This is a genomic window from Actinoplanes palleronii, from assembly GCF_016862315.1.
GTDB lineage: Bacteria > Actinomycetota > Actinomycetes > Mycobacteriales > Micromonosporaceae > Actinoplanes > Actinoplanes palleronii.
In genome coordinates this window covers 51,997-71,413 of sequence record NZ_BOMS01000128.1, presented here as the reverse complement: position 1 = coordinate 71,413, position 19,417 = coordinate 51,997, and the positions used below count along the sequence as shown (strand labels likewise).

Below are 19,417 nucleotides of genomic sequence, written 5' to 3'. Positions count from 1 at the left end.
TACGCCGACGACGACGAGCCCGCCCCCCGGGCCCGCCGCCGTGCCGACGAGGACTACTACGAGGAGGCCGCTCCGCGTGCCCGCCGTCGTGCCGACGAGGTGTACGAGGAGACCCCCCGCCCGCGTGCCCCCCCGGTACGAGGAGGAGGAACCCACCGGTGGCCGCCGCCGCGCCGACGACGGCCGGCACAGCCGCAGCCAGTTCGTCGACCTGGCCGACGACCAGTACACCGATGACGACTCCCTGGTCGACACCGGATCCCGGCGTGCCCGCCGGCCGTCCACCGAGGTGGTCCGCGGTGGCGGCGCCCCCGCCGCGCCGTCCCGTCGTGGCCGTGGCCGCGGTGGCGACGACGACGACGCCTACTTCTCGCAGTTGCGCGGTGAATCAAATTGAGCACGGCACAAGTCCCACCGGTCACCTCGATCGGGGTCCCGCGGATCACCGCGGGCTTCGACGAGTACGGCCGCCTCGATCTGCAGGCGCACCAGGAGGTGCACGGCGGGTTCGCGGCCCTCTCGTCGGGTGAGCTGATCGGGCTCGCCGACCGGATCGAGCTGCGCGGACGTGGCGGCGCGGGCTTCCCGTTCGCCCGCAAGGTGCGCGCGGTGATCGACTCCTGCAAGCGGCAGGACCTGCCCCCGGTGATCGTGGTGAACGCCACCGAGGGTGAGCCGCCGTCCTGGAAGGACAAGTCGATCCTGACCCGCGGTCCGCACCTGATCCTGGACGGCGCGGCCCTGGCCGCCGCCGCCCTGGACGCGGAGGAGATCGTCATCGGCATCGCCGACGACGGCATCGGGCAGAACTCGCTGACCGCGGCCCTGGCCGAGCGGAAGATGCCCTGCCCGACCCGGATCGTCACGGTCCCGCACCGGTTCATCTCCGGTGAGGGCGGCGCGCTGGTCCGCGGGATCAACGGCGAGGCGCACATCCCGCCCGGCCGCAAGGTCCGGTCCAGCGACAACGGCGTGATGGGCCTGCCCACCCTGCTCTCCAACGCCGAGACGTACTCGCAACTGGCGATCGCGGCCCGGCTCGGGCCGTGGGAGTACAACTCGGTCGGCATTCCGGAGGAGCCCGGCACGGTCATGCTGACCGTCGGCGGCTCGGCCACCGCGCCCGCGGTCGTCGAGGCGCCCAGCGGCACCCCGCTGATGGACGTGCTCACCATGTGCGGCGCGGACATCGGCCCGGGCCTGCTGGTCGGCGGCTACCACGGCAAGTGGATCAGCGCGGAGCAGGCGGCCACCGTGACGATCTCCCGCAAGGGGTTCGCCAAGGTGGGCGGCACGCTCGGCGCCGGCATGCTGATCCCGATCGGCTCCAAGACCTGCGCGCTCGGCGAGGTCGCCCAGGTCGTGCAGTATCTCGCCGGTGAGTCGGCCGGGCAGTGCGGCCCGTGCCGGCTCGGCCTGCCGGACCTGGCCCGGGCGGTCACCCTGGTGTCGCTCGGCGGTTCCGCGTTGGAGCAGGTGCGTCAGGCGGCCGGTCTGGTCAAGGGCCGGGGCGCGTGCAGCCACCCGGACGGCACGTCCCGGTTCGCGCTCTCCGCGCTCGAGGTGTTCCACAAGGACGTCGAGGCGCACGCGAACGGGGAGGGCTGCGGGAAGCAGGTGCGGGGCATCCTGCCGCTGCCGTACACCGCGGAGAAGGGCGCCCGGAGGCTGGCGCTGGACTGGTCGCGGTGCGACGGGCACGGGCTCTGCTCGGCGGTCGCCCCGGAGATCATCCGGCTGGACCACAACGGTTTCCCGGCGTTCCCGCAGACGCCGCTGCCGCCGTGGCTGGAGGACGGCGCCCGCAAGGCCGTCAACGTCTGCCCGGCGCTGGCCCTGCGGCTGATCGACCCGGCCGCCGCGGCCCACTAGTGACACCGATGCCGGAAGGAGCGCTGGTGGGTACCCGTCGGGCTCTGCTGACGCTTCCGCTGGCCATGCTGGCCGCCGGCTGTGCCACGTCGCCTCCGGCGGCCGCACGGCCGGCCGCCGGTGGGTCACCGGTGGCCGGTTCGCCGCCGGCCCCGCCGGTGCCCGAGACGCTGAAGTTCTCCGGTACGACACTGGACGGCGCCACCTACGACGCCGCCCAGCTGGCCGGGAAACCGGCCGTGCTGTGGTTCTGGGCGCCCTGGTGCGCCACCTGCGCCGGCGAGGCCCAGTCGGTGGCCGACGACCAGGAGGAATACGCCGGCCGGCTCACCTTCCTCGGGGTCGCCGGGATGGGCACCACCAAGGCCATGCGTGAGTTCGTCGCGGACATGGACGTCGGCGCGGTCACCCACCTGAACGACCCGACCGGCAAGATCTGGAAGCGCTTCGCGATCTTCGAGCAGAGCACCTACGTCCTGCTGGACGCCGCGGGCACCATGGTCACCCGGAGTTACCTGGACGACCAGCAGCTCACCGCGGCGCTGAAGAAGCTGGCCGGCTAGCCCGGCCCGGCGTCGGTGACGTGCCAGCGGCCGGCCGCGTCGCGTTCCACCCGGACCCGGGTGGTCAGGCCCGGCCCGAGCCGGACCGGCAGTTCCGCGCCGCCGTGTGCCCGGACCGTGTGCGAGCCGGGCGCCAGGGCCAGCGTCAGCCGCTTGCCGGCCCGCACCTGACCTTTGGCCTGGCCGTCCACGGTGATCGGGACGGCGCGGGCGAGGGTGGTGAGCGACCGGGACGGTCCCTCGATCACCAGCGTGGCGACGACGGTCATGCGGCGCTCCTCACATCAGCACGGAAGAAGCCGGGCCGGGACAGCGAGGCTGTCCCGGCCCGGTGCGTCACCAGGTGGCCGGCGGGGTGGTCGCCGAGAACTCCGTCTGCTCGGACGGCATCAGGATCCAGAGGATCGGATAGACCAGGATCTGGCTGCCCGGGATCACGAAGAGGATCAGCACGAAGAGCAGGCGGGCGATCCACGGGTCGAGCCCGAAGCGCCGGCCGAGACCGGCGCAGACGCCGCCTACCATGCGGCCGTCACGCGGGCGGACCAGACCTTGGCGGGCCATCGTGTCGTGCACGGCGTTCATGGGGTCTCGCTTTCCTTCGTCTCGTCCCCGGGGTGGGGAAGTCATGCCTCAAGCTTGCTACCCGGATACGGCACTTTCCATCCGGCACCGCCCGGATCGCCCCCTGATCCGCGCTCTCAGGGTTGACCCGCAGAGCCGTCGCGGAGCCACCCCGGAAGGCCCTCGATTTCTGGTGTCGGTTCGGTGCCAACCGGGCCACCGGGTCTACTGCGACCGCGGAGCCGCCCGTTACAGTGCCAGCGGGGAATATGGGGGGCGCGAAGAACATGGTCGACAGCACGTTGCCGGGGGAACGGACGCAACCGTTGCGTCCGCACGATCCGGGCATGCTCGGCGACTACGAGCTGCTCGGCCGCCTCGGCGAGGGCGGAATGGGCACGGTCTATCTGGGCCGCCGGCAGAAGAGCGACGTGCTGGTCGCGGTCAAGGTGGTCCGGCTCGACCTGGCGCACGACGACGAGTTCCGCCGCCGGTTCCGCAGCGAGGTGGACCGGGCCCGGCAGGTGCCGCCGTTCTGCACCGCCGAGGTGCTCGACGCCGACCCCGACCACGAGCGCCCCTACCTGGTGGTGGAGTACGTCGACGGACCCACCCTGGCCGAGGTGGTCGAGCAGCGCGGCCCGCTGACCTCGGCCAACCTGCACAGCGTGGCGATCGGCGTGGCCACCGCGCTGACCGCGATCCACGGCGCCGGCGTGATCCACCGTGACCTCAAGCCGCGCAACGTGCTGCTCGCGCCGGGCAGCCCCAAGGTGATCGACTTCGGGATCGCCCGCGCCATGGCGATGGCCAGTGAGAACACCCGGCCCGACCAGATGGTCGGCACGGTGGCGTACATGGCGCCGGAGCGGTTCAACACCGACGCGGACACCCCGGTCATCACCCCGGCCGCGGACGTGTTCGCCTGGGGGAGCGTGGTGACGTACGCGGGGACCGGCAAGACCCCGTTCTACGCGGACTCGCCGCCGGCCACCGCGGCCCGGATCCTCACCCAGCCGCCCCGCCTGCACGGCCTGAACCGCCCGCTGCGCAACCTGGTCGCGCACGCCCTGGAGAAGGACCCGGCCAACCGGCCCAGCGCCCGGGAGCTGCTCGACCTGCTGATCTCCGGCGAGCACCCGGCGGCCGTGGCGGCCGCCCTGGCCGACCAGCCCGACCTGCAGGCCGCGGCGGTCGAGGCGCAGGCGGTGACCGGGTTCGCGGTGACCGGCCGGACCGCCGCGCCGGTGACCACGCCGGTCGCCGCGACCGCCGCCGGGGCGACCACGGCGCCGGTCCTGGACATCCCGCCCGGTCTGGTCGGGTACGACGAGAACTCGATCGTCACGGTGCCGATCTCGCCGGCCGCCTCGACCACGGTGTCCGGCGGTTCCCGGTCGCCCGAGCCGGCGCGCCGCTGGGTGCTCCCGGCCGCGGTGGCCCTGCTCGCGGTGGCGCTGGTGGCGGGCATCGCGATCGCGGCCGCGGTGATGAAGTCCCGGTCCGGCGACGCGGCGAAGGATGCGGCCGCCACGCCCCGGGTGACCGAGGGTGCCGCGCTCGGCGCTCCGCTGATCAGCGACGCGCTGGCCGCCCCGAAGTTCTGGATCCCGACCGCTCTGGACAAGGCGCCGGTCAACCAGGGCGCGCACTGCGCGTTCGTCGGCGGCGAGTTGGTGGCGGTCCGGGAGAACAACGACGTGTACCGCTGCAAGGGTCCGGCCGACGTGCTGCCGGCCGACCTGACCGCCGAGGTCGGGGTGCGCCTGGAGGCGCCGGGCAGCTGCGCCGGGATCTGGTTCCGGTTCGTCCGGGTGCCGAAACTGCACGGCTACCAGGCCCGGGTCTGCGAGAACCACATCTACGTCGGGCTGCACCAGAGCGACGGTGACGTCAGCACGCTGCGGACGTTCGTGCTGCCCGAGCCGATCGCGCTGAACGCCGAGCCGACCCGGATCACCCTGCGGGTGCGGGGCGGCACGGTGACGGTGAGCCGCGACGGCGCCGAGGTGGGTTCGGCCGCGCTGACCGAGAAGGATCTCGGCGCGGGCCAGCTGCACCTGGGCGTCTTCAGCGAGCGCGACGCCCCCGCGCTGGGCCCGTACCAGGTCGCTTTCAGCGACATCAAGATCTATAACTGACCGCTCGCCCGTCCCGGCTCGTCGCGGGTTGCGGCTGCGGCCGGGGCTTCCGTACGTACGAGAAAATCGCCGTGACCGGAAGCCCTGCCTGCCGTCAGTCCTTCGTCAGCCCGGCCCGGCGCAGCGCGTCGGCCATCGCGTCGTTGCCGAAGCCGCCACCGCTGCTGCCGCCACCGCGCTGGCCACCGCCCTGCCGCGGCTGGCCGCCGCGCTGGCCGCCACCCTGACCGCGCTGACCGCCTTGACCACCCTGGCCGCCGCCGCGCTGGCCGCCCTGACCGCCCTGAGCGCCACGCTGACCGCCCTGGCCGCCGCGCTGGCCACCCTGTCCGCCCTGACCGCCACGCGGGCCGCCCTGGGCGTTCTGACCGCCTTGACCGGTCTGACCGCCCTGCCCGCCGCGGTCCTCGCGCGGCTGCCGGCCCCGGTTCGGCTCGTCGGAGAGCCGCATGGTCAGCGAGATCCGCTTGCGTTGCGGGTCCACCTCGAGCACCCGGACCTTGACCACGTCACCGGACTTGACCACCTCGCGCGGGTCCTGCACGAACTTCTCGGACAGCGCCGACACGTGCACCAGGCCGTCCTGGTGCACGCCGATGTCGACGAACGCGCCGAACGCCGCCACGTTGGTGACCTGACCCTCCAGGACCATGCCCGGCGTCAGGTCGGCGATCTTCTCGACGCCCTCGGCGAAGGTGGCCGTGGTGAACGCCGGACGCGGGTCGCGGCCCGGCTTCTCCAGCTCCTTGAGGATGTCGGTGATGGTCGGCAGGCCGACCGCCTCGGTGACGAACTTGTCCGGCCGCACGGCGCGCAGCAGCGGGCTGTTGCCGATCAGCGCCTTGATCTCGGCGCCGGCGTCGGCCGCGATCGTGCGGACCACCGGGTACGACTCGGGGTGCACGCTGGAGAAGTCGAGCGGGTCCTCGCCGTCGCGGATGCGCAGGAAGCCGGCGCACTGCTCGAACGCCTTCGGGCCGAGCCGGGCGACGTTCTTGATCTCCTTGCGGTTCCGGAACGGGCCGTTCTGGTCGCGGTGCATCACGATGTTCTCGGCCAGCCCCGCGGTGATCCCGGAGACCCGGGTGAGCAGCGGCGCGGAGGCGGTGTTGACGTCCACGCCGACGCCGTTCACGCAGTCCTCGACCACCGCGTCCAGCGAGCGGGCCAGCTTCACCTCGGACAGGTCGTGCTGGTACTGGCCGACGCCGATCGACTTCGGGTCGATCTTCACGAGCTCGGCGAGCGGGTCCTGCAGGCGGCGGGCGATGGAGACCGCGCCGCGCAGCGACACGTCCATGCCGGGCAGCTCCTGCGAGGCGTACGCGGAGGCGGAGTAGACCGACGCGCCGGCCTCGGAGACCACCGCCTTGGTCAGGTTCGCCTCCGGGTGCCGCTTGATCAGCTCGGCGGCGAGCTTGTCGGTCTCCCGCGACGCGGTGCCGTTGCCGATCGCGATCAGGTCGACCTGGTGCTTCGAGGCGAGCGCGGCCAGCCGGTGGATCGACTCGTCCCACTTGTTCTGCGGCACGTGCGGGTAGATCACGTCGGTGGCGACGCACTTGCCGGTCGCGTCGACCACGGCGACCTTCACGCCGGTGCGGAAACCCGGGTCCAGGCCCATCGTGGTGCGGGTGCCGGCCGGGGCGGCCAGCAGCAGGTCGCGCAGGTTCGCGGCGAAGACCCGGACGGCCTCGTCCTCGGCCGCCTCGCGCAGCCGGACCCGCAGGTCGGCGCCGAGGTGGATCAGGATCCGGGTGCGCCAGGCCCAGCGGACCGTGTCGATCAGCCACTTGTCGCCGGGCCGGCCGTGGTCGGTGACCCCGTTGCGCCCGGCGATCCGGCCCTCGAAGTAGCCCTCGTCCTCCTCCGGGTGCGGCTCCATGGTGAGGTCGAGGACCTCCTCCTTCTCGCCGCGCAGCATCGCCAGGATGCGGTGCGAGGGGAGCTTCGCGTACGGCTCGCCGAACTCGAAGTAGTCGGAGAACTTGGCGCCGTCGGTCTGCTTGCCGTCGCGGACCTTGGCGACCAGCCGGCCCCGGGTCCACATCTGCTCGCGCAGCTCGCCGATCAGGTCGGCGTCCTCGGCGAACCGCTCGATCAGGATCGACCGGGCGCCGTCCAGCGCGGCCTGCGCGTCGGCGACACCCTTCTCGGCGTCCACGAACGCCGCCGCGGCCGCCTTCGGGTCGACCGTGGGGTCGGACAGCAGACCCTCGGCGAGGGGCTCCAGGCCGGCCTCCCGGGCGATCTGCGCCTTGGTCCGGCGCTTCGGCTTGAACGGCAGGTAGATGTCCTCCAGCCGGGCCTTCGTGTCGGCCTCGAGGATCTGCTGCTCCAGCGCCTCGTCCAGCTTGCCCTGGGAGCGGATCGACTCCAGCACCGCGGCCCGCCGGTCCTCCAACTCGCGCAGATAACCCAGCCGTTCCTCGAGGTTGCGCAGCTGCGTGTCGTCGAGGGTGCCGGTCACCTCCTTGCGGTAGCGGGCGATGAACGGCACGGTGGCCCCGCCGTCGAGCAGCTCGACCGCGGCGGTGACCTGCCCTTCGCGGACCCCGAGCTCGGAGGCAATGCGCTGATGGATCGCTGTCGTCACGGTGACGATTGTTACCGAGTCCGCCGGAGCTTGTCGCGCCGCCCCGCAGACCGCCGAGAAGATGATCACCCGTACGGCGGCGGGCCGCCCGGCGCGCCGCGCCGCGCGCAAGTTCGGCCCACGGGTGAACCGCCCCACCGCGTGCACCGTCGTGACCTGCGGAAACGCCGGATCGCCCGACACGCCGTACGCGGAGGTGCACGTTTACTAGAGACAACCCAACGGGGCTTTGGCACTCTTGCACCATGACGCTTGCTGTCCGGGCGGTCGCCGCCACCGATCAGGGCCTGGTCCGGTCCAACAACGAGGACGCTGTCTTCGTTGGCAATCGCCTCTTCGTGGTCGCGGACGGCATGGGCGGGTTGCCCGCCGGCGAGCTTGCGAGCGACATCCTGGTTCAGGCGCTCGGCGAGGTCGATCAGAAGCCGGACACCGGGGAGCCCCTACAGGATCTGATCGAGGCGCTGCAGACCGCGAACAAGCAGATCGAGAAGGCCGTCGCCGACGACGACGCCCGCGACGGGATGGGCACCACGGTGACCGCCCTGCTGCTCTCCGGCGAGCGGCTGGCCGCGCTGAACGTCGGCGACTCGCGCTGCTATCTGCTGCGCGACGGCGACTTCCAGCAGCTCACCCGCGACGACACGTATGTGCAGGCGCTCGTCGACCAAGGCGTGCTGACGCCGGACGACGCCCGCCGGCACCCGCAGCGGGCGCTGGTCACCCAGGCCGTGCAGGGCGGCCCGTTCCGCCCGGCCGGCCGGATGATCCCGGCCCGGGTCGGCGACCGGTACCTGCTCTGCAGCGACGGCCTGTCCGACTACGTGGAGGACGCGGTGATCGCGCAGACCCTGCGCGACAACCCGGACCGGCGCACCTGCGCCGCCGAGCTGGTCAACCGCACCCTGGAGAACGGCGCCCCGGACAACGTCACCGTGATCATCGCCGACGTCGTGGAGGTCTGAACACTCGGTGAACATCGACGCCCGTCGTCGGCCCCGGTAGCGCGGGGCATCGATCTCCTCCTTAGTCTCGTGCCGTCGATCCGGCATGAGACGAGGACTTGATGTCACGCAGATCCACGGGAGCACTGACGGTCGCGGTACTCATCGCGGTGTCCGGGTGGCTCGCCCTGCCGCCGTCCGCGGCGCACGCGGCCACCTCGGACGACGCGACCTGCGCCACCCCGGTCACCGGCAGCCCGGTCTCCGGCACCGGCCCCAGCGCCACCGACTACGTGCTGAACGTCGGCGGGGCCGGTGAGCTGGGCACGGTCCACGCCACGACCGGCGCCCAGGCGGCCTTCCCCAAGGTCAGTGCCCGGGACGAGGTGAACGCGGACGGCAGCCCGCGCCGGACGGTGACCGCCACCTTCAGCGAGGGCCTGGACGTCGGCACCGACCGGACCCCGCCCGGCCAGGTGACCTCCACCGACGGCGGGCTCACGTTCCCGGCCGCCTCCTACGCCCACGACCCCGGTGTCCCGGTCACCTCGCTGCGGGACGGGTCGCTGCTCGGCATCGACTTCATCCCGGCCGCGATCACCACGAGCAGCGCCACGTTCGGCGTGCACCGGTCCACCGACGGCGGTCTCACCTGGACCACCACCCCGGCCGTCGTGCAGCTCGGCGGCGCCGTGCTGGACGGCGGCATCCGGACGCACGGCGCGCCCCTGCAGCTCGGCGACGGCACCGTGCTGGTCAGCTACTACCTCTCGTTCGGCGCGAACCACCCGGGCGGTGGCCGGGCCGGGCAGCACGCGTCGTACGTGGCCGCGAGCACCGACGGCGGGCGCAGCTTCGTCACCCGCGGCACCATCGCCTACGACAGCACCGGCACGCACGGCTACCCGGAGGCCGGCATCGCGGCCCTGCCCAGCGGCAAGCTGCTCGCGGTGACCCGGCACCACCTCTGGAACGGCACGACCGCCTTCAACCTGGACACCCCGCGCTGGACGACGTCCACCGACGGCGGCGCCACCTGGGCCGCCCCGCAGACCCTCGCAGTGTCGTTCCCGAACGGGTACGACCAGTTCGACGACGCCAACCCGAAGCTGCTCGGCATCTTCCCGCAGCTGCAGCTGATGCCGAACGGCGTGATGGTGCTCAGCAGCGGGCGGCCGGACAACTGGGTGGCGATCTCCACCAACGGCCAGGGCACCGGCTGGGTCGGCCAGCTGACCTACCGCAACTGCCCGACCACCGGGTACCGCTCGCACGGCTCGACCGGCAACACCGCGGTGGCCGGGGTGGAGAGCAACCGGCTGCTGCAGGTCGGTGACAACTGCGACGTGACCTGGTCCTGCCCGGCCGGGGACAGCGGGTACACGATCGACGACGGCAACCGGATCTGGCGCCGCTACGTCGACGTCCTCACCCCGGACGTCGGCAAGATCGACCTGGCCACCAAGTACCGCCTCGGCCAGGTGCAGGTCACCACGGACCTGACCGCCGCACCCGGGGCGCACCCGCGCACCGGCCCGGCCGGCGCGTTCGACGGCAGCACCGACTACTGGTCCAGCGCGGTACGGGCGGCCGGCAGCGGAGCGGGCACCTACGAGCTGCGGCTGGACCGCGAGTACCAGCTCACCCGGCTCGGGCTCAGCCTGCGCCACGGCCTGGCGTCCAGCGCCACGGTCTACGCCTCCACCGACGGCGTGACCTGGGGCGCCCCGATCGTGACCGCGGCGAACCGGACGCACCTGGCGCTGGAGTACTTCACCCTGGCCGCGGTCACGGCGCGCTACCTGCGGGTGGTCGTCGACCCGTCCGCGTCGTGCGAGGCCGAGCTCGGCGCCGGCTGCGTGTTCCTGAACGAGCTGGAGCTGTACTCGACGGTGAACTCGTTCGAGAACGACCCGGTGAACAACCGGCCGCGCGGCTTCACCGACCTCAGCCAGGCGTGGGTGACCCGCAGCGGCGTCGACGGCAGCAGCCGGGCGCTGCGGCTGTCCGACTCGTCGGCGACCGCGATGGCCAAGGTGGCCTGGCCGGCCGCCGCCGCGGCGACCCGCACGCTGGAGTTCCGGGCCGAGCCGGTCGCGCTGACCAGCGGATTCCTCGTCGACGTGCTGGGACGCACCAGCGCCGGCGCGTCGGTGGTGGCGTACCACTTCGCGGTCCGCACCGACGGCAGCCTGGCCCGGTACGACGGGTCGGCCTGGCGGGCGCTCACCGGCGCCGGCGTGGTGCCGGTCGGCCGGTGGAGCACGATCCGGGTGCAGGCCACCCCGGCCGCCGCGACGGTCGCGGTGGGCGGCACGGTGGTCGCCACCGCCGTCGCGCCCACGGCCACCGGGACGACCGCGCTGCTCGGGTACGCCTTCGCCAGCGGCGGCACCGCCCCGGTCGGCGACGTCATCGTCGTCGACGACATCCTGCTCGGCTCCTGACCCACCCGATCCATCCGGCTCCGGGGCGCCCCGCCACTGCCGCCGCAGCGTTTCCACCGGCGGTGCGACGTATCCTCGTCGGGTGCTGATGGCTACGGAGCGGTTGATCCTGCGGAGGTTTCGGGCGTCGGATGCGGTGGCGCTCGCCGAGTACCGGTCGGATCCGGGCGTGGCGCGGTACCAGTCGTGGGACGCGCCGTTCCCGCTGAACAAGGCCGACCTCGCGGTGCGGAACTTCGCCGAGAGCTCGCCGGACAAGCCGGGCTGGTTCCAGTACGCGATCGAGCTGACCGCGGAGCGGGTGCTGGTCGGGGACGTGGCGGTGCGGCTGCACGACAACGGGCGGCAGGCGGAGATCGGTTTCACGCTGGCCACGGCGTACCAGAAAAGGGGTCTGGCGACCGAGGCGGTGAGCGCCGTGCTGGACCGGTTGTTCCGGCTGCAGGGGCTGCACCGGGTGATGGGGGAGTGCGACGCGCGCAACGTGGCGTCGGCGGCGCTGATGGAGCGGCTCGGCTTCACCCGGGAGGGGCTGCTGCGGCAGCAGACCTTCATCAAGGGCGAGTGGACCGACGACCTGATCTTCGGGATCCTCGACCAGGAGTGGCTGGCCCGCGACTCCGCCGCGCACCTCGACGCCGACCTGGTCTGACCGAGCGGGCGCGCCCTCTGCCGAGGACGCGCCCGCGACGATCAGCTCTCCAGCTTGAGCCAGAGGGCGCCGAGCGGCGGCACCCGCAGGGCCGCCGAGGAGTCGAAGCCGTGCCACGGGATGTGCTCGGCCTCGACCGCGCCCATGTTGCCGACGCCGGAGCCGCCGTACAGCTCGCTGTCGGTGTTGATGACCTCGGTCCAGCGGCCGGCCCGGGGCAGGCCGATCCGGTAGTTGTCGTGCGGGACGGCGGCGAAGTTGACGATGCACGCCAGGGTGTCGCCGTTCGGCGCGAAGCGGACGAACGAGAACGTGTTGTGCTGCGAGTCGTCGCTGGTGATCCAGCGGAAGCCGGACGCCGAGGTGTCCTGCGTCCAGATCGCCGGCGACTGCTTGTAGACCCGGTTCAGGTCGCTCACCAGGCCCTTGATCCCGCCGAACTGCGGGTCCTGGAGCAGGTCCCAGTCGAGGCCGCGCTCCTCGCTCCACTCCCGCAGGTCGCCCATCTCGGCGCCCATGAACAGCAGCTGCTTGCCGGTGAACGCCCACATGAAACCGAGCAGCGCCCGGGTGTTGGCGAGCTTCTGCCACTGGTCACCGGGCATCTTGCCGGTCAGTGAGCCCTTGCCGTGCACCACCTCGTCGTGGCTGATCGGCAGGACGTAGTTCTCGCTCCAGGCGTACACCGTGGCGAAGGTCATCTGGTGGTGGTGCCACTGCCGGTGGATCGGCTCCTTCTCCATGTAGGAGAGGGTGTCGTTCATCCAGCCCATGTTCCACTTGAAGCCGAAGCCCAGGCCGCCCAGGTGGGTGGGGCGGGTGACACCCGGCCACGCGGTGGACTCCTCGGCGATGGTGATCACGCCGGGGTGGTTCTTGTAGACGGTCGCGTTCATCTCCTGCAGGAAGCTGATCGCGTCCAGGTTCTCCCGGCCGCCGTACTGGTTCGGGGTCCACTCGCCTTCCTTGCGCGAGTAGTCCAGGTAGAGCATCGACGCGACGGCGTCGACCCGCAGGCCGTCGGCGTGGAACTCCTCGCACCAGTAGAGCGCGTTGGCCACCAGGAAGTTGCGGACCTCCTTGCGGCCGAAGTCGAAGACGTACGTGCCCCAGTCCGGGTGCTCGCCGCGCCGCCAGTCGCCGTGCTCGTAGAGCGGGGTGCCGTCGAAGCGGGCCAGCGCCCACTCGTCCTTCGGGAAGTGCGCCGGGACCCAGTCCAGGATCACGCCGATGCCGGCCTCGTGCAGCTTGTCGACCAGGAACCGGAACTCGTCCGGGTTGCCGAACCGGGACGTCGGCGCGAAGTACCCGGTGACCTGGTAGCCCCACGAGCCGCCGAACGGGTGCTCCATCACCGGCATCAGCTCGACGTGGGTGAAGCCGGTCTCGACGACGTACGCGACCAGCTGCTCGGCCAGTTCCACGTACGACAGGCCGGGCCGCCACGAGCCGAGGTGCACCTCGTAGCAGCTGACCGGCTCCTGGTGCCAGGACTTGGTCGCCCGCTCGCGCATCCAGGCGGCGTCCTGCCACTCGTACGAGGACTGGAACACCACCGAGGCGGTGGCCGGCGGGATCTCGTTGTGCTGGGCCATCGGGTCGGCGTGCTCACGCCACACCCCGTCCCGCCCGAGGATCTTGAACTTGTACTTGGTGCCGGTGTGCGCGGCCGGGACGTAGACCTCCCAGACGCCGCTGGAGCCGAGCGAGCGCATCGGCCAGCCGTCCTGCGGCCCCCAGCCGGCGAAGTCGCCGACCACCTGGACACCGCGGGCGCCCGGCGCCCACACCGCGAACGCCACCCCGGTCTCGCGCGCCTGGGCGCCGAGCACCGTCCACAGCTTCTCGTGCCGGCCCTCACCGATCAGGTGCAGGTCCAGCTCGCCCAGGGTGGGCAGGTGCCGGTACGGGTCGTCGTGCTGCGTCCCGTCCACGTCGAGCCGGTAGTCCAGGACCGTCCCGGGCAGCTCGGCCGCGAAGATCCCGTCGTCGTGGACCTTGGTCATCTCGTGCGGCTCGCCCTCGACCAGGAGGGTGACCTTCTCGGCGCCCTTGCGCAGGGTCCGGATGACGGTGTGGCCCCCGCCCGGGTGCGCGCCGAGCACGGCGTGCGGATCGTGGGTGTCGCCGGAGATCACCGCGTTCATCGCGCGCTGGTCGGCGGCGAGCGCAGGGGTGGTGTGCCCGATCATCTTCGCTTCCTTCACAGGGGGTCTCAGCCGACCAGCCGCGTGATGGACCGCAGGGGGATCCGCAGCCATCCGGGACGGTGCCGGGCTTCGTACGCGGCCTCGTAGACCGCCTTGTCCAGCTCGTATGCCGCCAGCAGCGCCGCCTGCTCGCGCGGGTCGATGCCGGCCGCGTGCGCGTACCCGTCGCAGAACCCGGCCCGGTTGCGGTCGACCCACTCGCGGGCCCGGGCCGCCAGGTGCTCGTCGTCGTCCTGGTCGACGAGCAGCTGGTAGGCCGCGTACTCGTAGGAGCGCAGGATGCCCGCCACGTCGCGCAGCGGTGAGTCCGGCAGCCGTCGCTCGTCCAGTGGCTGGCCCGGCTCACCCTCGAAGTCGATCAGCAGCCAGGCCTCCGGGGTGCGCAGCACCTGGCCGAGGTGCAGGTCGCCGTGCACCCGCTGGACGGTCACCTGCTCACCGGTCAGCGCGGTGAACCGCTCGGTGATCGCCGGGACGTGCTGCTGCAGCTCGGGCACCGCGTTGGCGGCGGTGCGCAGCCGGGCCAGGACCGCGTCGAGCGGGAACGGCGCCGGTCCGGCGCCCAGCTCGGCGGCGAGGGTCAGGTGCACCGAGGCGACCGCCTCGCCCAGCCGGTACGACTCGCCCTGGAAGTCCCCGCCCACCTGGTCGGCGGCGAGCTCGGCGTCGGCGAACAGGTCACGGGCCGACGCGGTGGCCATCGCCCAGCCCTCGGCCGAGTTCGCCGCGTACGCCGTGACCATACCCAGCGAACACTGGCCACCATCGTCGGAGGCCTCGAACGACCCCAGCAGCCGCGCCACGTGCGGGTTCTCCGCCCGGCCCAGCACCCGGTTCAGCTCGATGTCCGGGTTGATCCCGCAGGTGACCCGGCGGAACAGCTTGAGGATCGCGTCCTGCTCGAAGATCACGCTGGTGTTGCTCTGCTCGGCGTCGAACACCCGCGGCCAGCTGTCCAGCGGCAGGTCGACGCCCGGCTCCTTGGTGAAGATCAGGTCGCCGACCGGCTCGGACCTGTCGATCAGCTCGAGCAGGTGCCGGGCGGCCGACGCGTCGTAGAGCGCGTCGTAGCCGGTCCGGCCCGCGTCGTCGGTGCCGATCGTGGCCACCGCGCTGTACTCCGGGATCGGCAGGGATCCGTACGCCACCACCAGCTGGTAGCGCTCCGAACTGCCGTCGGTGTACGAGACGTCGAGCAGGACCAGCTCGAGGCTGTCACCCAGCGGGGTGGCCGAGGCCTGCTTCACCGAGGCGAGCACCCGGCTGCGTCCCGCGTACCAGCGCTGTGTCGGTAACCATTCGGCGTAGGGCAGCGTCATTGCTTCTCCTCAGACCCGCACAACTGGAACCAGTAGAAACCGTGTCCCGGGAGGGTCAGAAGGTACGGCAACTGGCCGATGCGCGGGAAGTTGACGTGCCCGGTCAGCTCCACCGGGGTGTACCCGTTCCAGTGCTGGAGGTTGAGCTCGATGGGCTGCGGGAACCGCGACAGGTTGTTCACGCAGAGCACCACGTCGTCGCCGTACTCCCGGAGGTAGGCCAGCACCGAGGGGTTGGATCCGCCCAGCTCACGGAACGTGCCGACGGCGAACGCCTCGTGCCTGCGGCGCACCGCCAGCATGGTGCGGGTCCAGTTCAGCAGGGACGTCGCGCTGTCCCGCTGGGCCTCCACGTTGACCGCCTGGTACCCGTACACCGGATCCTGGTTGACCGGGAGGTAGAGCCGGCCGGGAGTCGCGGTGGAGAAGCCGGCGTTGCGGTCCGGCGTCCACTGCATCGGGGTACGCACACCGTCGCGGTCGCCGAGCCAGATGTTGTCACCCATCCCGATCTCGTCGCCGTAGTACAGCACCGGCGAGCCGGGCAGCGACAGCAGCAGGGCGGTGAACAGCTCGATCTGGTTCCGGTCGTTCTCCAGCAGCGGGGCCAGCCGGCGGCGGATGCCGACGTTGGCCTTCATCCGCGGGTCCTTGGCGTATTCCGAGAACATGTAGTCGCGCTCTTCGTCGGTGACCATCTCGAGCGTGAGCTCGTCGTGGTTGCGCAGGAAGATGCCCCACTGGGTGTTCTCCGGGATGGCCGGCGTCTGCGCCATGATCTCCGAGATCGGGAAGCGCGACTCGCGCCGCACCGCCATGAAGATCCGCGGCATCAGCGGGAAGTGGAACGCCATGTGGCACTCGTCGCCGCCGGACTTCGCGTCACCGAAATACTCGACGACGTCGGCCGGCCACTGGTTCGCCTCGGCCAGCAGCACCCGGCCCGGGAACTCGTCGTCGATCACCTTGCGGCAGTGCTTGAGGAACGCGTGGGTGGCCGGCAGGTTCTCGCAGTTGGTGCCCTCCTCCTCGAAGAGGTACGGCACCGCGTCCAGCCGGAACCCGTCGATGCCCAGGTCCAGCCAGAACCGGAGGACGTCGAGCATGGCCTCCTGCACGGCCGGGTTCTCGTAGTTGAGGTCCGGCTGGTGCGAGAAGAACCGGTGCCAGTAGAACTGCCGCCGCACCGGGTCGAACGTCCAGTTCGACTCCTCGGTGTCGACGAAGATGATCCGGGCGTCCTGGTACTTGTCGCTGGTGTCGTTCCAGACGTAGAAGTCCCCGTACGGGCCGTCCGGCTCGTGCCGGGACGCCTGGAACCACGGGTGCGAGTCGGACGTGTGGTTCATGACCAGGTCGGTGATCACCCGGATGCCGCGCTTGTGCGCCGCGTCCAGCAGCGCCACGAAGTCCTCGACCGTGCCGAACTCGGGCAGCACCTTGTAGAAGTCACGGATGTCGTACCCGCCGTCGCGCAGCGGCGAGTCGTAGAACGGCGGCAGCCAGAGGCAGTCGACGCCGAGCCATTGCAGGTAGTCCAGTCTCTCGATCAGGCCGCGCAGGTCGCCGCCGCCGTCCGATCCGGAGTCGTAGAACGCCCGGACCAGAACCTCGTAGAAGACCGCACGCTGGAACCAGGTGCGGTCCGCCGGCAGCGCCCGGGCATGGCCGAAGTCGTCCGCGGACGGGTGTTCGACCACGCCGTCCTCGGTGTGACTGCCCTCTGCCGGGTCGTGCTCGCTCGTCAACTCCATCAGGTGTCCCCTTACCCCGCCTGCACCACGAAGATGTGCGCCGGTTCGACATAGGGGTCGATCCGGACCGCGTTGTACTGCCCCCACTCGTACGTCGCCCCGCTGATCTGATCGATCACGGTGAAACGCTCGTGCCAGTCGAGGCCGAGCGCCGGCATGTCCAGAGTGGTGTTACCCCACTGCACGTTGGCAGAGTCGAACGAGACGATCGCCAGCACGGTGTTGCCGGTCTCCGGGTCACGCTTGGAGAAACACAGCAGCGAGCCGTTGTCGATCTCGTGGAATCGCAGGTTGCGGAGCCAATGAAGCGCGGGGTTCTGCTCGCGGATCCGGTTCAGCTTGGTGAGGTACGGCGCGAGCGACCGGCCGGCCTTCTCGGCGGCGGCGTAGTCGCGCGGCTTGAGCTCGAACTTCTCGTTGTCGATGTACTCCTCGGCGCCGGGCCGGGCCACGTGCTCGAACAGCTCGTAACCGGAGTACAGGCCCCAGGACGGGGTGAGCATCGACGCGAGAACCGAGCGGATCTTGAACATCGCCGGGCCGCCGTGCTGCAGCGACTCGTGCAGGATGTCCGGGGTGTTGGGCCAGAAGTTCGGCCGCATCCAGTCGATCGAGGTGAGCAGCTCCTGCATGTACTCGCGCATCTCCGCGGCGGTGGTGCGCCAGGTGAAGTACGTGTACGACTGCGTGAAGCCGATCTTGCCGAGCCCGTTCATCATGGCCGGCCGGGTGAACGCCTCGGCCAGGAACAGCACGTCCGGGTCGGTCTCCTTGACCTTCGGGATCAGCCACTGCCAGAAGTTGACCGCCTTGGTGTGCGGGTTGTCCACCCGGAAGATCTTCACGCCGGCGTTCACCCAGTGCATCACCACGCGGTACACCTCGTCGCGCAGCGCGCGGTACGAGTTGTCCCAGTTGATCGGGTAGATGTCCTGGTACTTCTTGGGCGGGTTCTCGGCGAACGCGATCGTGCCGTCGGCCTTGGTGGTGAAGAACTCCGGGTGTTCCTTGACCCACGGGTGGTCCGGCGCGGCCTGCAGGGCGAGGTCGAGCGCGACCTCCATGCCCAGCTCCTCGGCCTTCTCGCGGAACGCGATGAAGTCCTCGAGCGTGCCCAGCTGCGGGTGGATCGCGTCGTGGCCGCCCTCGTCCGACCCGATCGCCCACGGCGAGCCGACGTCCTCCGGCCGCGCGATCAGGGTGTTGTTCCGGCCCTTGCGGTTGATCTTGCCGATCGGGTGGATCGGCGGCAGGTAGACGACGTTGAAGCCCATCGCCGCGACGGCCGGCAGGCGCTCCGCGGCGGTACGGAACGTGCCGTGCTTGATCGGGGTGGCGTCCGGCCCGACCACGGCGCCCTCCGAGCGCGGGAAGAACTCGTACCACGCCGAGTACAGCGCCCGGGTGCGATCCACCCAGACGGCGAACGACCGGGTCGTGGTGACCAGGTGCCGCACCGGGTTGTGCCAGAGCAGCTCCTCGAGGTCGAGCGCCGGGGTGACCCGGGAGAACAGCGACCGCTGCTCGTCGCGCAGCGCGGCGGCCGCGTCGCGGACCCGCTCCTCGAACTCGGCCGGCACGATCTTGGTGGCCAGGTCCAGCACGTCGGAACCGTCGGCGAGGTCGTTCGCCAGGTCCTCGGCGCCCTGCCCGGCGCCGATCTTCTTCACCACGGCGTCGCGCCACGTCCGGTACGGATCGTCGAACGCCTCCACGGTGAACGTCCACCGGCCGACCCGGTCCGGCCGGATCGTGGCGTGCCACTGGTCGAGCCCCGGCGCACCGGGGGTCATTCGGGTGAAAGGCTGCGTCTCCCCGTCGGGGCCGCGCCATACCACATTCACACCAAGTGCGTGATGACCTTCGCGATAGGACACCGCGGATACCGGTACGAGCTCGCCGACCACCGCTTTAGCGGGGTAGCGGCCACCGGACACCGCCGGTGTCACGTCTTCGATGGGGAAGCGACCGGTCATGATCTCCACCGTAGTCAGAGGGGCTGGGCAGGACCCGGCGACCGGAAAAACCACCACGGTCGTCCTATGACTTCTCCGGAGTGGAGTTTTTGAAACGGCCGATCGCCGTTACCGCCAAACCTACCGGAGACCCCGTACCGATTCGCATCCATACGCGGCCGCGCGCCGCTGGAAAACACGACAAGTTCACCTGGGCGTTACAGCTCCACCCCGCGCCCGGCACGCGCGCTCACGGCGTACCCCGGAATGGGTGACCTCCCCGTCGCCTGCCGGGTGTCGCCCCTCGGTCATGACCACCGCCCGCGCCGGCGGTATCTCCCGCTCGGGAGTGTGTCGGTTGCCGTGCGTTGCCATCGAGGAACCCTGCTAACGGCGGGTG

General features: G+C 71.2%; 14 protein-coding genes. 7 read left to right on the top strand and 7 right to left on the bottom strand.

The window, feature by feature from the left end; translation table 11 throughout:
• Window positions 1-124 precede the first annotated feature (124 nt).
• The 3 genes from Apa02nite_RS38235 to Apa02nite_RS38225 are packed head-to-tail and all read left to right on the top strand — an operon-like array spanning window position 125 to window position 2,435.
• Entirely contained in the window at window positions 125-397 is a 273-nt protein-coding gene (locus tag Apa02nite_RS38235) for a hypothetical protein (protein ID WP_203829391.1), read from the top strand.
• Window positions 394-1,872 (top strand): NADH-quinone oxidoreductase subunit NuoF family protein, encoded by a 1,479-nt coding sequence (locus Apa02nite_RS38230; RefSeq protein WP_067696302.1) that lies wholly within the window; start codon window positions 394-396, stop codon window positions 1,870-1,872. The genes Apa02nite_RS38235 and Apa02nite_RS38230 overlap by 4 nt, the downstream gene beginning before the upstream one ends.
• 26 nt (window positions 1,873-1,898) lie before the next feature.
• Complete coding sequence (locus Apa02nite_RS38225; protein ID WP_203829390.1) at window positions 1,899-2,435, top strand: TlpA family protein disulfide reductase; 537 nt, start codon at window positions 1,899-1,901, stop codon at window positions 2,433-2,435.
• Here the strand turns inward: Apa02nite_RS38225 and Apa02nite_RS38220 are convergent.
• A complete protein-coding gene (locus Apa02nite_RS38220) occupies window positions 2,432-2,704 on the bottom strand; it encodes a hypothetical protein (RefSeq protein ID WP_203829389.1) in 273 nt (90 codons plus the stop codon). The two genes, Apa02nite_RS38225 and Apa02nite_RS38220, sit on opposite strands and share 4 nt — an antisense overlap.
• 67 nt (window positions 2,705-2,771) lie before the next feature.
• Entirely contained in the window at window positions 2,772-3,020 is a 249-nt protein-coding gene (locus tag Apa02nite_RS38215; RefSeq protein WP_203829388.1) for a PspC domain-containing protein, read from the bottom strand.
• Between the two features lie 248 nt (window positions 3,021-3,268).
• Here Apa02nite_RS38215 and Apa02nite_RS38210 point away from each other — a divergent pair, with 248 nt between their 5' ends.
• Window positions 3,269-5,140, top strand: coding sequence for a serine/threonine protein kinase (locus Apa02nite_RS38210; RefSeq protein ID WP_239164829.1), 1,872 nt, complete (start codon window positions 3,269-3,271; stop codon window positions 5,138-5,140).
• A 94-nt stretch (window positions 5,141-5,234) separates the two neighbouring features.
• Here Apa02nite_RS38210 and Apa02nite_RS38205 read toward each other — a convergent pair whose 3' ends face one another.
• A complete protein-coding gene (locus Apa02nite_RS38205) occupies window positions 5,235-7,736 on the bottom strand; it encodes a Tex family protein (RefSeq protein ID WP_203829387.1) in 2,502 nt (833 codons plus the stop codon).
• Window positions 7,737-7,981: 245 nt separating this feature from the next.
• Here Apa02nite_RS38205 and Apa02nite_RS38200 point away from each other — a divergent pair, with 245 nt between their 5' ends.
• The 3 genes from Apa02nite_RS38200 (at window position 7,982) to Apa02nite_RS38190 (ending at window position 11,779) form a co-directional block, all read left to right on the top strand.
• Entirely contained in the window at window positions 7,982-8,701 is a 720-nt protein-coding gene (locus Apa02nite_RS38200; RefSeq protein ID WP_067696295.1) for a PP2C family protein-serine/threonine phosphatase, read from the top strand.
• A gap of 101 nt (window positions 8,702-8,802) precedes the next feature.
• Entirely contained in the window at window positions 8,803-11,127 is a 2,325-nt protein-coding gene (locus Apa02nite_RS38195; protein ID WP_203829386.1) for a discoidin domain-containing protein, read from the top strand.
• 88 nt (window positions 11,128-11,215) lie between these two features.
• Window positions 11,216-11,779, top strand: coding sequence for a GNAT family N-acetyltransferase (locus Apa02nite_RS38190; RefSeq protein ID WP_239164830.1), 564 nt, complete (start codon window positions 11,216-11,218; stop codon window positions 11,777-11,779).
• A 41-nt stretch (window positions 11,780-11,820) separates the two neighbouring features.
• Here the strand turns inward: Apa02nite_RS38190 and glgB are convergent, their stop codons facing one another.
• The 4 genes from glgB to Apa02nite_RS38170 are packed head-to-tail and all read right to left on the bottom strand — an operon-like array spanning window position 11,821 to window position 19,038.
• Entirely contained in the window at window positions 11,821-13,971 is a 2,151-nt protein-coding gene (glgB, locus tag Apa02nite_RS38185) for a 1,4-alpha-glucan branching protein GlgB (protein ID WP_239164828.1), read from the bottom strand.
• 23 nt (window positions 13,972-13,994) lie between these two features.
• Window positions 13,995-15,308, bottom strand: coding sequence for a maltokinase N-terminal cap-like domain-containing protein (locus tag Apa02nite_RS38180; RefSeq protein WP_203829384.1), 1,314 nt, complete (start codon window positions 15,306-15,308; stop codon window positions 13,995-13,997).
• Window positions 15,305-17,062 (bottom strand): maltose alpha-D-glucosyltransferase, encoded by a 1,758-nt coding sequence (gene treS, locus Apa02nite_RS38175; RefSeq protein ID WP_067696287.1) that lies wholly within the window; start codon window positions 17,060-17,062, stop codon window positions 15,305-15,307. Before treS ends, Apa02nite_RS38180 begins: the two co-directional genes overlap by 4 nt.
• An 11-nt stretch (window positions 17,063-17,073) precedes the next feature.
• A complete protein-coding gene (locus Apa02nite_RS38170; RefSeq protein WP_203829383.1) occupies window positions 17,074-19,038 on the bottom strand; it encodes an alpha-1,4-glucan--maltose-1-phosphate maltosyltransferase in 1,965 nt (654 codons plus the stop codon).
• Between the last annotated feature and the right edge of the window lie 379 nt (window positions 19,039-19,417).

Coding starts and splice junctions, on each gene's coding strand:
- Apa02nite_RS38220 (WP_203829389.1), bottom strand. CDS start 2,704: ATGACCGTCGTCGCCACGCTGGTGATCGAGGGACCGTCCCGGTCGCTC.
- Apa02nite_RS38215 (WP_203829388.1), bottom strand. CDS start 3,020: ATGAACGCCGTGCACGACACGATGGCCCGCCAAGGTCTGGTCCGCCCG.
- Apa02nite_RS38210 (WP_239164829.1), top strand. CDS start 3,269: ATGGGGGGCGCGAAGAACATGGTCGACAGCACGTTGCCGGGGGAACGG.
- Apa02nite_RS38200 (WP_067696295.1), top strand. CDS start 7,982: ATGACGCTTGCTGTCCGGGCGGTCGCCGCCACCGATCAGGGCCTGGTC.
- Apa02nite_RS38195 (WP_203829386.1), top strand. CDS start 8,803: ATGTCACGCAGATCCACGGGAGCACTGACGGTCGCGGTACTCATCGCG.
- Apa02nite_RS38190 (WP_239164830.1), top strand. CDS start 11,216: ATGGCTACGGAGCGGTTGATCCTGCGGAGGTTTCGGGCGTCGGATGCG.
- glgB (WP_239164828.1), bottom strand. CDS start 13,971: ATGATCGGGCACACCACCCCTGCGCTCGCCGCCGACCAGCGCGCGATG.
- Apa02nite_RS38180 (WP_203829384.1), bottom strand. CDS start 15,308: ATGACGCTGCCCTACGCCGAATGGTTACCGACACAGCGCTGGTACGCG.
- treS (WP_067696287.1), bottom strand. CDS start 17,062: ATGGAGTTGACGAGCGAGCACGACCCGGCAGAGGGCAGTCACACCGAG.
- Apa02nite_RS38170 (WP_203829383.1), bottom strand. CDS start 19,038: ATGACCGGTCGCTTCCCCATCGAAGACGTGACACCGGCGGTGTCCGGT.